The 13001-nt window shown below is 64.6% G+C and carries 12 protein-coding genes; 4 read left to right on the forward strand and 8 right to left on the reverse strand.

Features of this window, described 5'->3' with window-relative positions:
• Positions 1 to 222: 222 nt before the first annotated feature.
• From QRM60_RS16375 to QRM60_RS16385, 3 genes are all read right to left on the reverse strand, one after another.
• Entirely contained in the window at positions 223 to 1851 is a 1629-nt protein-coding gene (locus QRM60_RS16375; protein ID WP_042595520.1) for a TldD/PmbA family protein, read from the reverse strand.
• Positions 1852 to 2046: 195 nt separating this feature from the next.
• A complete protein-coding gene (locus QRM60_RS16380) occupies positions 2047 to 3201 on the reverse strand; it encodes an epoxide hydrolase family protein (protein WP_285446623.1) in 1155 nt (384 codons plus the stop codon).
• Between the two features lies 1 nt (position 3202).
• Positions 3203 to 4117 (reverse strand): NmrA family NAD(P)-binding protein, encoded by a 915-nt coding sequence (locus QRM60_RS16385; RefSeq protein WP_115529599.1) that lies wholly within the window; start codon positions 4115 to 4117, stop codon positions 3203 to 3205.
• 177 nt (positions 4118 to 4294) lie between these two features.
• Between QRM60_RS16385 and QRM60_RS16390 the strand changes: the two genes are divergently transcribed.
• Entirely contained in the window at positions 4295 to 4936 is a 642-nt protein-coding gene (locus tag QRM60_RS16390) for a TetR/AcrR family transcriptional regulator (protein ID WP_042595524.1), read from the forward strand.
• Positions 4937 to 5086: 150 nt separating this feature from the next.
• On the opposite strand, the gene QRM60_RS16395 is transcribed toward QRM60_RS16390, so the two are convergent.
• From QRM60_RS16395 to QRM60_RS16415, 5 genes are all read right to left on the reverse strand, one after another.
• On the reverse strand, positions 5087 to 5341 hold the full coding sequence (locus QRM60_RS16395) for a DUF2164 domain-containing protein (protein WP_042595526.1): 255 nt from the start codon (positions 5339 to 5341) through the stop codon (positions 5087 to 5089).
• Positions 5342 to 5462: 121 nt separating this feature from the next.
• Positions 5463 to 5849 carry a hypothetical protein gene (locus tag QRM60_RS16400; RefSeq protein WP_042595527.1) on the reverse strand — a complete coding sequence of 129 codons (387 nt, stop codon included), beginning with the start codon at positions 5847 to 5849 and terminating at the stop codon, positions 5463 to 5465.
• A 79-nt stretch (positions 5850 to 5928) separates the two neighbouring features.
• Entirely contained in the window at positions 5929 to 6396 is a 468-nt protein-coding gene (locus tag QRM60_RS16405) for a LuxR family transcriptional regulator (protein ID WP_080869942.1), read from the reverse strand.
• A gap of 310 nt (positions 6397 to 6706) precedes the next feature.
• Positions 6707 to 7723, reverse strand: a complete 1017-nt coding sequence (locus QRM60_RS16410) for a class 1 fructose-bisphosphatase (protein ID WP_042595529.1) — start codon at positions 7721 to 7723, stop codon at positions 6707 to 6709.
• 176 nt (positions 7724 to 7899) lie between these two features.
• The gene (locus tag QRM60_RS16415) at positions 7900 to 9102 is read right to left on the reverse strand and encodes an amino acid aminotransferase (protein WP_011035355.1); all 1203 of its coding nucleotides are present in this window, start codon (positions 9100 to 9102) and stop codon (positions 7900 to 7902) included.
• 157 nt (positions 9103 to 9259) lie between these two features.
• On the opposite strand from QRM60_RS16415, the gene QRM60_RS16420 reads away from it, so the two are divergent.
• From QRM60_RS16420 to QRM60_RS16430, 3 genes are all read left to right on the forward strand, one after another.
• The gene (locus QRM60_RS16420; RefSeq protein WP_042595530.1) at positions 9260 to 11386 is read left to right on the forward strand and encodes a TonB-dependent receptor; all 2127 of its coding nucleotides are present in this window, start codon (positions 9260 to 9262) and stop codon (positions 11384 to 11386) included.
• Between the two features lie 274 nt (positions 11387 to 11660).
• Positions 11661 to 11951: a hypothetical protein gene (locus QRM60_RS16425; protein ID WP_042595531.1), complete on the forward strand. Its 291-nt coding sequence runs from the start codon at positions 11661 to 11663 to the stop codon at positions 11949 to 11951.
• Between the two features lie 368 nt (positions 11952 to 12319).
• The gene (locus QRM60_RS16430) at positions 12320 to 12793 is read left to right on the forward strand and encodes a hypothetical protein (RefSeq protein ID WP_016944730.1); all 474 of its coding nucleotides are present in this window, start codon (positions 12320 to 12322) and stop codon (positions 12791 to 12793) included.
• Positions 12794 to 13001: the final 208 nt, after the last annotated feature.

The following is a 13001-nucleotide window of genomic DNA, read 5'->3' on the forward strand; positions in this document are numbered from 1 at the left end:
CTCGCCGATTGCGGGACCGTGTGGCGGCATGGATGCCGCCACCGAGCCTACATGGGCGTACTTGCGGCGTGTCCCGCGAGCGGCGAGGGCACCGCGCACTCGACTAACCAAGCTTTTGATCGCACCTAAACGACGCAACGACTTGCTGAGATTGTGGGTGTGTCTACTTGCAACCAGGACAGCTCTAACAAAGCGACCTAACAAGCCGTTTGTTGGCAGCTCTCAGCCCAACGAACGCGCGGTATTGATTACGTTGATGCCATCGAAGCGCGCGGTGGATGACCCATGCGAGACCGCCGAGACCTGGCTGGGTTGTCCCTTGCCATCGAAGAACGACCCGCCCAGGCGGAAGTCACGTTGGTCGCAGACCGCGCTGCAGGCGTTCCAGAACTCCGGCGTGCGGATCTGGTAAGCGCCATCTTCGACCAGGCGCGTGACCTGGCCGTTTTCGATCTCGTAGAACAGCTGCCCGCCGAATTGCGCGTTGTAGCGCTGCTGGTCGATCGAGTACGAACCGCGGCCATGGATGTACAGCCCGCGCTCGACGTTCTTGATCATGTCCGCCACCGCTAGTGGCGTCTTGCCCGGGGCCAGCGACACATTGGGCATGCGCTGGAACTGCACGTTCGACCATGAATCGGCGTAGCTGCAGCCGTCGGAGGCGGTCTTGCCGAGCAGGTGCGCCTGATCGCGCGTGCATTGGTAGTCGACCAGGATGCCGTCCTTCACCAGGTCCCACTGTTTGGTCTTGACGCCTTCATCGTCGTATCCCACCGCGCCCAGGCTGCCGGGCTGGGTCTTGTCGGCGACGAAGGTCACCGCATCGCTGCCCCAGCGGTAACCGGCGTCGCGCTTGTCCAGCGTGGCAAAGCTGGTACCCGCATAATTGGCCTCGTAGCCCAGCACGCGATCGAGCTCGAGCGGGTGGCCCACCGATTCGTGAATGGTGAGGAACAAATTGCTCGGGTCGATCACCAGATCGTACTTGCCGGCCTTCACCGACGGCGCGGTGAGCTTTTCGCGCGCCTGCTTGGCCGCAGCGATCGCATCTTCGCGTGCATCGTAGCTGCGCCCGTAGCCGATGAGTCCGCCAGGCAGGCGATGCTTTTCGCCTGCGTCGCCATCCAGGTATTCGTAGCCCATGCCCATCGGCGAAGACAATCCATCGCGGGTGCGGAACTTGCCGCTGGCCTTGTCCACTGCGGTCACCGTGAATGGCAACCACAGTCGGTGCACGTCCTGGTCGATATAGGAGCCATCGCTGCTGGCGAAGTATTTCTGTTCGTTGATGGCGAACATGCGCGAGGCGACGAATGTGGCGCCGGCATTCAGCGCGGCGGCGTTGACGTCCATCAACAGCGCCACCTTGTCTTGCAGCGGTACTTCCATCGCGTTCTTCTTGATCGGCGTCTTCCAGCTGACCTGCCCGGCCGGCGTCACCGGCGCCAGCTGCACCGGCGTACCGCCCAGGCGGGCGTTGGCCTTGGCGATCGCCACTGCCTGCCGCGTGGCGGTGGCCACGCCATCGCTGGTGAGCGTATTGGTCGCTGCAAAACCCCACGCGCCATCGGCCAGCACGCGCACGCCCACACCGCTGGATTCGGCATTGACCACGTTCTCCACCTGCGCTTCGCGGGTGATCACGAACTGGCGCAGATACCGGCCCACGCGCACATCGCAATAGCTGGCGCCCGCGCCCTTGGCGGTGGTGAGTGCGGTGTCGGCCAGGCGCCGATTGCGCGCTGCATCCACCGGGCTGAGCAACTGCTCGGCAGCGATCAGGCGCGTGTTCGGCAGCAGCAACCCGGCAGCACCGATGCCGGACAAGGTGAGGAAGGTACGACGGTCCACAGCGGTTCTCCGTTGAAGGCGAGCGGCACGACTGCCTGCCGCGCCAGCCCCCGAGACTCGCCCGTGTAGGCGACAGCGGTCAAGAGGGCGGTGCTGGCCTGGCGTCAGGCGGCTCCAACTGCAGAGCGGATACGTCGGCGCCGTCGGCATGGCCGTGGCCCGAAGGCAGTGCGGGCACGCAATGCTCGGCCGCCGTCACCGAAGAGACCGAAACGTCGTTCGCAGATGATCGATAAAGACCGGCGGATTCTCCATCGCCGCAAAATGTCCACCCCGCTCCGCTTCGCCGAAAAAGCGTAGATCGGCAAAGCGTCGCTGTGCCCAGCGCTGGGAAACGCGCACCTGCTCGCCAGCAAACATGCTGATGCCGGTTGGCGTGGGCATTGGATGCGACGGCATCTGCGCGCTGGCGTCATGCGCGGCTTCCCAGTACAGGCGTACAGAGCTGGGCCCTGCGTTCGGGAGCCAGTACAGCATGATGTTATCGATGAGGTGGTCTAACCCGAACACGTTCTCCGGCTCGCCCTCGCTTTGTGAGACGTCCTGAAAGAGTGCATAGATCCATGCAGCCAGGCCCACCGGGGAGTCCGCCAAACTGAAGCCCACCGACTGCGGCCGTGTGCTTTGCAGCTTCATGTAGCCGGAAAATTCCGTGTAGTAGCGCTTGGCGTCTTCCAGCATCTTCTGCTCGGCCGGTGTGGCTTCGGCGATTTCCTGCGTGCTGGGTTCGAACATCACCATGTTCAGATGGATACCCCGCAAGCCCGGTGGCTGCATGAATCCAAGCGCGGTGGTGATCGCACTGCCCCAATCGCCGCCCTGTGCGGCCCAACGCTCGCCATAACCCAAACGGCGCATCAGTTCGACCCATGCGGCAGCCGTGCGCCCGACTCCCCAGCCACGGGCGATTGGCTTTGCAGAGAAACCAAAACCAGGCAAGGATGGGATGATGAGATGAAAGGCGTCCGACGCCTGCCCGCCATGGGCCACCGGGTCACTCAAGGGGCCGATCACTTCGCGGAATTCGAGCACCGATCCGGGCCATCCGTGCGTCACCAGCAAAGCAAGCGCATCTGGCTCCGGCGAGCGTATATGCAGGAACTGGATCTCCAGTCCATCAATCGTGGTACGACTGCTGTTCCAGCCGTTCAATAGCTGCTCTGTCGCACGCCAGTCGTAGCCAGACTGCCAGCGCTGCACCAGGCGCCGGATGCGCTCGCTCTGTGGGCCTTGGCTGTGGTCCTCCACGGTTTCCCTACTTGGCCAACGCGTTTGCCTAAGCCGGTGTGCGATGTCATCCAGCTCCGCTTCTGCAACCTGGATGTGGAACGCTGCAATGTCATCGCGCATCTCAAGACTCCCGTACATACGTGTTGGCCAGTGCCTGGCGGGCTGTTTGCCAGGCGCGCGCACCGTAGCGATCGTTATCCAATGGGACCAACTTGCCGCGCCCGCTCATCATGTCGCGCAGATATTGCATGCCCTGCCAGGGAGGGAAGGGATCATCGCTTGCGGGCGTGAGTGCACGCACCGTACTGATGATTGCCGACATCGTCCCGAGCCCGCCGGGCCTGAGCGTGCGATAGCGCTGCCCGGTGAGTTGGGTGAGTAGTTGCGCGATGTCGTTGGGCGAAATGCAATTGCCGGCAATGCGCAGGTCCCGTGGGGTCGTGGGATCCAGTGCGGCCGCCGCCGTGTAACTGGCGACATCATCTTTGGCGGTGAAATCGAGCTGCTGGTGTGCGTCGCCAAAATGCATGACACGACGGCCCGGGACCACTAGGCGCGCACTGCCCTCAAGAAGTTCCAGAAAACCGCCACACAGAACCGAGGTGGCCGCGATCGGCGCGGCGTCCAGCTGGTCTCTGAACCGGCGCCGAAAATCCAGGTTTCGATTGTCGCCCGGCCGTGTTTTCGTATAGTCCAGCGAGAAATCAGACGGGATGAAGCGGGGCACGCCGGCGCTGACAGCTGCATGCAGCAGCTTTCCCTGTTGACCCAGCATGACGTTTTCCAGGCCGTTGAGCGCAGAAACGACACATGCCGCATTCCCGACCGCTTCACGCAACGATGTGGCGTCTTCCATCTCGACGTAGCGGATCTTGATGTTGCTGCGTTGCAAGGCCGCAATGCGGTCCTTGCCTGCGCCTTGCCGAACAAGCGCGACCACCGCGGCGCCCTGTTCCTGCAGGGCAAAGGCGATTCGGCAACCCAGGTCGCCGGTGGCGCCTGCAATCACGATTTGGGATCTCACATCTGGAGTCACGACTTGCCTCTCGCTTGGGTCTTTGCGCCAACAACGGCAACGGGAACTGCAACAGAAGACGCAGGCTGTCTGTCACGCAGCACCCAGGCCATTCGCTGGCTTGGCAGGCCATGCAGCGAGTAACTGAACGATAACGTTCAGTTGATGGAAGTGCAAGCGGCGTGTAACTTTTCGTGTATGAAAGCGGTCAAGCAAAAATCAAAAGGCGGACGGCCGCCACTCGATAAAGCCGGTGATGTCGAACGACGCTTGCTCGATGCGGCACTGCAGCTCTTCCTGGAACGCGGGTTCGAGGACACCTCGTGCGAGGACATCGCGCGGCTGGCAGGCGCGGGCAAGGCAAGCCTTTATGCGCGCTATGCCAATAAAGACGCCATTTTTGAGGCGGTGGTCCGTCGCGATGTCGACACCCAGCCCCTGCCTGCCGCAGTCAGCGTCCGCATGGATCTGGAGGGGCGCCTGAGACACGCAGGACAAGGGATGCTTGCGCATGCACTACAGCCCCAGACGGTGGCCATGATGCGTCTGGTCGTCGGCACCTCCATTCGCGCGCCAGCGCTTGCCGCTGAAGTCAACCGCATCGGCTGGGAAGGCGGGCTGCGGCGCGTGCAGATGACGATCCTGGACGGCCCGGATCAACCGGCCAATCCGTCTGCGTTGGCAAGTCACTTCGTCGACCTGGTCTTCGCCCCGCATCAACTGCGCGCGCTGCTGGGCGAGCACCCGGATGACCTGATCGCCAGCGCATCGGCCCGTGTGGAGTGGGCGCTTGCACTTCTCAAGGATGCTGGCCAGCTGGAGACCGGAATAGCGCGGTGACACCCTTGCGTTGCAGGACTCATTGAACGATGCAGCGGAAGTACGCAACTTGATGGCGTCTTCGGCGGTCTCCTCGGGCACGCGCATGTTGTCGTTACTCGCAGCAGAGACGTGGAACGTCTCAATGCTGTGGCATCGTGAGGTGGCTGATTACTTTCTGAAGTCGGTAGGACGTTCCAGCTGGTAGATCGCCTCACCCAGGTCATCCAGCTTGCCGGCAACGATGGCCTGCGCATCGTAGACGCCCCGATTGTAGAAATAGGGCCCCACCTCTTCGGCGAAGAAATCCAGCAGAAACTCCGCATCGAAGCGGCCGATCTGCTGCTTCAGTTCCTCGCTGAAGTACAGCTGGATCTTGTGGGTGATCGCCGCCCGCTCGCCTTCGGTGAATTTGATCTCGGTCATGGATGCTTTGTGGTCGGCTCAACGACGGTAGCGGGACGACGTGCACTGCGACACAGGCAACTTGGGGCGATTCCTGGCGATCGAACCCGACCGCTTGCCTGGTCGGCATCGCGATGGAGGGTCAGATGGCAACCGGCCAATGGGAAGGCCGGCCTGCGCGAAGGTAGTCAAGGTATTCGGACTCGGCAATCCCGAGGTTGGTCCAGCGAGTAGGATCCGCCGCCAGGAATGTGCTGGCGTACGTTACGGCAGAGGCAGCGTCCGCAAAAATGGCGGCAGGGGCATGGGGGCCGTCTGGTTCGACAGATGCGAAGTCATACAGATCCGAATAGTCTTCGCTGCCAACGTCCTCGACGTCATACATCCATACCTCGATGCAATCGTTTGCCGGCCGCAACTCGACATGGCGAATGTATGTCGCATCGACTGGACTTCTTCCGAGAAACTGCTCGACCGACGCGCCGCGCCGTAATGTGGCTGGAATATCGATCGGTGAAAGATATCGCATACAGGCTCCCTGCCTTCAACTGCCGCTGCTCCTCAAATAAAGCGAGCCGCGCCGCGATGCAGCGTCGGCTCGCAAGTGTTCACTTGGACTGACTTGCCGCGCGTTTGAAATACGCCGTGCGCATCACCGGGTTGCCGTCCTTGAAGTACGCTTCGATCTCGGTCATGACCTTGCCGTCGGCACTGACCGTATAGGTGCGTGTGGATGCCGGAACACCTTGATACATCAACTGCATCACCAGCACGCCGGGCTCGGGCATTTTGACTGCGGCGCGATCCACCAGGTAAGTGCCCGAGGCCTTACCCGGCGTGCCGTCCAGCAATAGCGTGGATTGCGCCTGCAGCGTCTTGTTGTCGTGTTCGATGATTTCGGCGCTGGTTGCCCATTTGTTGCCTGGAACCTGTTTGAACTCCAGGACGACACGCTTGGGGCGTACCGCTGCTGGCATCGGAAGACTGCTGGTATCCAGCAGCCAGGTTCCGACCAGTGGCGATGGCGTGGTTGATGCGGAGAAGGCGGGTGTGGCTTGCAACATGAGGGCAGCCACCAGTGCAACGCATGCGGTTTTCATGAGAACTCCCTTGCCGATACGTGATCCCCGCGTGCAGTCATGCGACCGCTTGCAGGGCACTGCGCGTAGAGATTGACTTCCCGTAGACCGTCCCACCCCGGCCCGAGGGCGATACTCACCGCCGGGCGCTGGTGAGTCAACTCACGGCACGAAGCGGGGCGTTGGCGCAGGTCTCGCGCCCCAGCGCATCGCCAGCGACGCCATCGGCATGCGTTGCATAAAAAGACACCCGCACTGGGCGGGTGTCTTGCATCGATCAATGTTGCTTGTCGCGCGAGCCGAACCCTCAGCCCTGCGCCTTGTCGAACTCCACGTGATACTGCGTCGCCTCGGCCACTTCGTTCTTTGAGCCCAAAAACACCGGCACACGCTGATGCAGTTGCGTCGGTTGAATATCCAGGATGCGCTCGCGCCCCGTGGTCGCGGCGCCGCCGGCCTGTTCCACCAGCATGCCCATCGGGTTGGCTTCGTACATCAGGCGCAGCTTGCCGGGCTTGGACGCGTCCTTCTTGTCCCAGGGGTAGATGAAGATGCCGCCGCGGGTCAGGATGCGGTGCACGTCGGCCACCATGCTGGCGATCCAGCGCATGTTGAAATCCTTGCCACGCGCACCGTCCTTGCCGGCGAGCAGGTCGCCCACATAGGCCTGCATGGCCGGCTCCCAGTGGCGCTGGTTGGACATGTTGATGGCGAATTCGGCGGTGTCTTCGGGCACGCGCATGTCGGCCTGGGTTAGCAGGAAGCTGCCTTCCTCACGCTCCAGGGTGAAGGCGTGGGTGCCGTGGCCCAGCGTGAGTACCAGCATGGTGCTGGGGCCGTAAATGCAATAGCCGGCGGCCACCTGTTGCGTGCCCGGCTGCAGGAAGTGTTCGTCGCCGGGCTTTTCGGTGCCCTTGGGCGCGCGCAGCACCGAGAAGATGGTGCCGACCGAGACGTTGACGTCGATGTTGGAGCTGCCATCGAGCGGGTCGAACAGCAGCAGGAAATCGCCGCTGGGGTATTGGTCCGGTACTGGCTGGCTGTGGTCCATCTCTTCCGATGCGCAGGCGGCGAGGTGGCCGCCCCAGGCATTGGCTTCGAGCAGGATGTCGTTGCTCAGCACGTCGAGCTTCTTCTGCGCCTCGCCCTGCACGTTGCCGGTGCCGGCATCGCCCAGCACGCCGCCCAGGGCGCCCTTGCTCACGGCGATGGAGATGCGCTTGCAGGCGCGTGAGACGATGGTGATCAGCTGGCGCAATTCCGGGTCGATACGGCCGGCGTGTTGCTCTTCGATCAGGAAGCGGGTCAGCGAGGGACGCGACATGGAGCGGGCAGCCTGTGCAGGAAGTGGGCCGCCATTGTCGCCATTGCGCCGTTAGATTTCGATCACCGGCTGCGCGCTTTGCATCTTTGCGCGCCTATCGCAGTGCGCGTCGCCCACAAAAAAGCCGGGAGGCGTCAGCGCTCCCGGCTCTTCATCGCGCAAGCGGCGGCGCAGGATCAGCCGCGGCTGACCGTGGCCACGGCCTGGGCCACGTAGTCCAGATTGCGCTGGCTCAGCGCGGCCACGCAGATGCGGCCGGTGCCGACGGCATAGATCGCGAACTCGTCCCGCAGGCGGTCCACCTGCGACTTGGTCAGGCCCGAGTACGAAAACATGCCGGCCTGGCGCTGGATGAACTCGAACTCCGGTGCGCCCAGCGCGGCCAGCTTGGCGACCAGGCCGGCACGCAACGCGTGGATGCGCTCGCGCATTTCGGTGAGTTCCTGCTCCCACACATCGCGCAGCTCCGGGCTGGTCAGCACGCCGGCCACCAATGCGGCGCCGTGCGTGGACGGGCTGGAGTAGATCGTGCGGATGATGCGCTTGACCTGCGACTGCACCGCCTTGGCTTCGGCGGCCGTGGCCGAGACCACCGACAGCGCGCCCACGCGCTCGCCATACAGCGAGAACGACTTGGAGTACGAGCTCGCCACCACGTAGGTGTCGATGCCTTCGGCCGCCAGCAGGCGCACCGCGTAGGCGTCGGCCTCGATGCCCTTGTCGAAGCCCTGGTAGGCGATGTCCACGAACGGGAACAGGTTGCGTTCTTTCAACAGGCCGGCCAGCTGCTTCCACTGCTCGCGGCTGAGGTCGGCACCGGTGGGGTTGTGGCAGCAGGCGTGCAGCAGCACCACCGTGCCCGGCTCCAGCTTGGCCAGGTCGGCCAGCATGCCGTCGAAGTTCAGCCCGTGGCTGGCGGCGTCGAAATAGGTGTAATCCACCACCTCGAAGCCGGCCGCGCCGAACACCGCGCGGTGGTTTTCCCAGCTGGGGTTGCTGATGGCGATGGTGGAGGTGGGCAGCAGCTTCTTGAGCAGGTCCGCGCCCACGCGCAGCGCACCGCTGCCGCCGACGGTCTGCGAGGTCGCCACGCGGCCGGAGGCCACCAGCGCCGACTCGGCGCCGAACAGCAGCTCCTGGGTGGCCTTGTCGTAGGCGGCCAGGCCGTCGATGGGCAGGTAGCCGCGCGGTTTGGCATCCAGCGCGAGCTGCTGCTCGATCTTCTGCACGGCACGCAACAGCGGGATGCGCCCGTTTTCGTCGTAATAGATGCCAACACCCAGATTGACCTTGTTTGGGCGGCTGTCGGCGTTGTAGGCCTCGGTCAGGCCCAGGATGGGGTCGCCTGGAACCTGTTCTACATTTGCAAAGAAGGACACGGCATGACTCGCTGGAGGACGGAAGGTGGGGATACTGCCGGGCGTCGGGCCGCGGCACGGCCAAACCGCCTCATCCTAACAGGGCACGGCGCGGGGTAGCATGCTTCGTTCCGTACGAAACGATGCGGCCACAGTACGGATGAGGGACACTAGCGCCATGCCCAGACTGACCCTGTTGGCCGCCGCGTGCGGCCTGTTCGTAGCGAGCGCGTCGTCGCTCGCCCTGGCCGCCGACGCGGCCCCGCCGATTGCCGCGTTGCCCGCTGTGCAGGTGGATGCCGCGCGGGTGCACGGCGTGGACGACTTCGACCTGCCGGCCTCGTTCACGGTGGTGGCGGCCGATGACGACAACCGCCGCGGCGCGCAGGTGTCCGAACTGCTGGACGGCATTCCCGGGCTGGTGGCGCGCGACCGCCAGAACTACGCGCAGGACACCCAGCTGTCGATCCGCGGCTTCGGTGCGCGCTCCACCTTCGGCGTGCGCGGCGTGCGCCTGCTGGTGGACGGCATCCCGGCCAGCATGCCCGACGGCCAGGGCCAGCTCTCGCACTTCAATGTACTGGGCGCGCAGCGGGTGGAAGTGCTGCGCGGGCCATTCTCGGTGCTGTACGGCAACTCCTCCGGCGGCGTGCTGCAGCTGTGGAGCGCGGACGGCAAGCCCGACGACCCATGGCGGCTGCGTGCCACCTACGGCAGCAATGCCACCGTCAATACCGGGGCGCAGTTGCTCGGCCAGCAGGGTGCGGTGCACTACAACCTGGCCGCGAACCACTTCGAAACCGACGGCTTCCGCGACCACAGCCGCGCCAAGCGTGAGTCGGTCAACGCCAAGCTCGGCTTCGACCTGGCGCCCGGCAGCCGGCTGGACCTGGTGCTCAACTATCTGGATGCCCCGGACGCACAGGACCCGTTGGGCCTGACCCGCGCACAGGTCAACGCCGACCCGCGCCAGGCCACCGCGGTGGCCACGCAGTTCAACACCCGCAAGTCGGTGCGGCAGTCGCAGGCCGGAGCGATTTTCACCCAGCAATTCGATACCCAGACGCTGCGCTTGATGGCCTACGGCGGCCAGCGCAGCGTGGAGCAGTTCCTGGCGATTCCGGTGGCGGTGCAGCGCAATCCGCTGCACTCGGGCGGGGTGATCGACCTGGACAGCAATTATGAAGGCGCCGATGCGCGCTGGGCCTGGCAAGGTCAGGCGCTGGGGCGGCCGCTGCAGCTCACCGTGGGGGCCAACGTCGACCGCCAGCGCCAGCACCGCACCGGTTACGAAAACTTCGTCGGCACCACGCTCGGGGTGAAGGGCGCGCTGCGCCGCAACCAGCGCGATCAGGTCGAGAACGTGGACCAGTTCGCGCAGGCGTGGTGGCAGTGGAGCGACCGCTGGTCGGCGCTGCTGGGCGTGCGCCACAGCGAGGTGCGCTTCCGTTCCGACGACAACTACATCGTCGGGCGTAATCCGGACGACAGCGGCCGGCGCGATTATTCGGCCACCACGCCGGTGGCCGGCATCGTGTTCCGCGCCAGCGACGATCTGCGGGTGTATGCCTCGGTGGGACGCGGGTTCGAGACGCCCACCTTCAACGAACTGGGCTACCGCAGCGACGGCGGCGCCGGCCTGGCGCTGGACCTGGGCGCGGCGAAAAGCCGCAATGTCGAAGTGGGCACCAAGTGGCGTTCGCAAAGCGGTGCGGCGCTGGAACTGGCGCTGTTCCGCGCCGACACCGACGACGAACTGGCAGTGGCCAGCAACACCAACGGCCGCAGCACCTTCCGCAACATCGGCGCCACCCGGCGCCAGGGCGCGGAGCTTAGCTGGCAGCAGCCAATCGGCCAAACCCAGCAGGTGCAACTGGCCTATACCTTTGTCGACGCCACCGTGCGCGACGGCTACCTCACCTGCGCCAGTAGCGGCTGCGCCACGCCCACCGCACCGGTGGCCAGCGGCGCGCGGCTGCCAGGCGTGCCGCGGCAGCAGCTGTTCGCACGCTGGCAATGGCAGCCGTTGCAGTGGCAGTTCGCCGCCGAATCGGTGGTCTCCGATGCCACCGTGGTCAACGACCTGGCCACCGAGCGCGCGGCCGGCTACGCGCTGGTGAACCTGGAAGCCTCACGGCGCTGGACCACCGCCCACGGCGTACTGCGCACCTTCGCCCGCATCGACAACGCGCTGGACCGCGCGTACGTGGGCTCGGTGATCGTCAACGACGGCAACGGCCGCTATTACGAACCCGGCCCGGACCGCACTTACACCGTAGGCCTGCAGTGGGATTTTGGCAGCTGACGGGCGCTCGCCATGAAGCACGCGCCCGACTGCGCGCTGCTTCGTAACGGAGCGCGCTCGCGCGCAATGAGGCATTCCCATGACGCCTGGCCACGCGCGCGCTTCTGCTTCATGTGCTGAATGTCTCAAGTGTGTAGAGCGCCGCCTTAGAGCGTCACCTGGCACTTGATTGGCGCGGCTTGGCACGCATGCAGATGCATCAGACAACACCGCATCGCGCGCAAGCGCGCTCCTACCCACTGACTGCTATCGCCTGCATACACGAGAGGCCCGCATGATCGTCGTAGACCACGCACCGGCCGACTGGTTTCTGCTGCGCGATGCAGACGATGGGTATTGGCTGGACGTGAACTGCAACATGTCTGCAACGGGCTTCTCGATCTTGCTGGCGTTGGATGCCGGTGAGCGTGACACCGTAGTAGCGCATGGTCACGCCGCTTGCCTGCAGCTTGCAGCGCAGGTACAGCGGTGCCCGCGGGATTTTGCCGCGCGTGACATCTCCTCGGTGCATGGCGCGCGCGTGACCGCAGCGGTGCACGCCTGGCGTGCGGCAGGTTCGGCATAGTCACGGCTGTCGGCAGGCAGGGCGCATGCACTACAGTCCACCGCACGCGTTCCGCGCGCGGCGCGGCAAACGCGGTTACCGCGCAACTGTTCGGCGCACAAAACGTGCGTTGCGGTGAGAGAACGTCTTCGGCACGCAGGTCACACCGTCCCGCAAGAGGGTGTTCATGGTCCCGGGCGTGGGCATGCCGTATGCGATGGCTGAGCACGATGACGGCATGTTGCTGGTCGAGCCACGTGAGCAGCTCGCGACATGGGTGAGCTCCACACCACCGGCAATGCCATCTGGATCTGTGGAGCGATAACGCCATAGTGCCCGCCGGAATCGTGATGCTAAGCTGCGGCCAAGCACACCGCACGGAGCATGTGATGCGTTCGATGATCTTGGTTTTCTTTGCAGCCCTGTGTGCCACCGGCGCGCAAGCGGTTGCAGCTGCACCTGCCACTGAACAGGCGCAACTGCGGGTGATCCGCACGTTTCCCGCCGATAGCCCGGCCGTGTCGCAGGTGCATCGCTGGTTGCTTGAGCAGCCTGCAAAGATGCGGCCACCAGCGACGGCCGCCGCGTTGGGCCAGGTGCGCACCAGCTACGTCATGCACGCGTCCGACCCTGCACGCCGGGCACTGCTGACCAGGACCGATGTGGCATTCCCGGAACGGGGCCAGACGGGCGATGCAGTGAGTATCGACAGCTGTGCCGGCGACACACGCCTGCACTGGACCTATCGCTGGGACGCCACGTCAGCGCAGGCCGGCTGGCAGCTGCAGGCCTCGGAACTGGAGCGCGTGCCGGACTGCACGGCCGCGATGGCTGCACTGCCTGGCGCCGCATCGCAGGGTTGAGTCGCGCATGAGCCAGACACGCCCGCGCACGCACCGGCGTGGATTTCACGCCGGCTGAAGATTGCACGGGGGCGTTCGGCAATGACGCGCTGCAGCGCAATTGCAGCGCGATGCGCACTACGGCAACTGCGCAGCGATGACGCAATGCAACAGCGTCGCGCGCACCATTGCGTGCAAATGGTGCTTGGGTATACACGTGCGGATTCGC

Origin of the sequence: Xanthomonas sp. fls2-241-TYG-148 (genome assembly GCF_030208815.1) — a bacterium.
Lineage (GTDB): Bacteria > Pseudomonadota > Gammaproteobacteria > Xanthomonadales > Xanthomonadaceae > Xanthomonas > Xanthomonas campestris.

Coding starts and splice junctions, on each gene's coding strand:
- QRM60_RS16380 (WP_285446623.1), bottom strand. CDS start 3,201: ATGCGCGATGACATTGCAGCGTTCCACATCCAGGTTGCAGAAGCGGAG.
- QRM60_RS16390 (WP_042595524.1), top strand. CDS start 4,295: ATGAAAGCGGTCAAGCAAAAATCAAAAGGCGGACGGCCGCCACTCGAT.
- QRM60_RS16395 (WP_042595526.1), bottom strand. CDS start 5,341: ATGACCGAGATCAAATTCACCGAAGGCGAGCGGGCGGCGATCACCCAC.
- QRM60_RS16400 (WP_042595527.1), bottom strand. CDS start 5,849: ATGCGATATCTTTCACCGATCGATATTCCAGCCACATTACGGCGCGGC.
- QRM60_RS16410 (WP_042595529.1), bottom strand. CDS start 7,723: ATGTCGCGTCCCTCGCTGACCCGCTTCCTGATCGAAGAGCAACACGCC.
- QRM60_RS16420 (WP_042595530.1), top strand. CDS start 9,260: ATGCCCAGACTGACCCTGTTGGCCGCCGCGTGCGGCCTGTTCGTAGCG.
- QRM60_RS16425 (WP_042595531.1), top strand. CDS start 11,661: ATGATCGTCGTAGACCACGCACCGGCCGACTGGTTTCTGCTGCGCGAT.
- QRM60_RS16430 (WP_016944730.1), top strand. CDS start 12,320: ATGCGTTCGATGATCTTGGTTTTCTTTGCAGCCCTGTGTGCCACCGGC.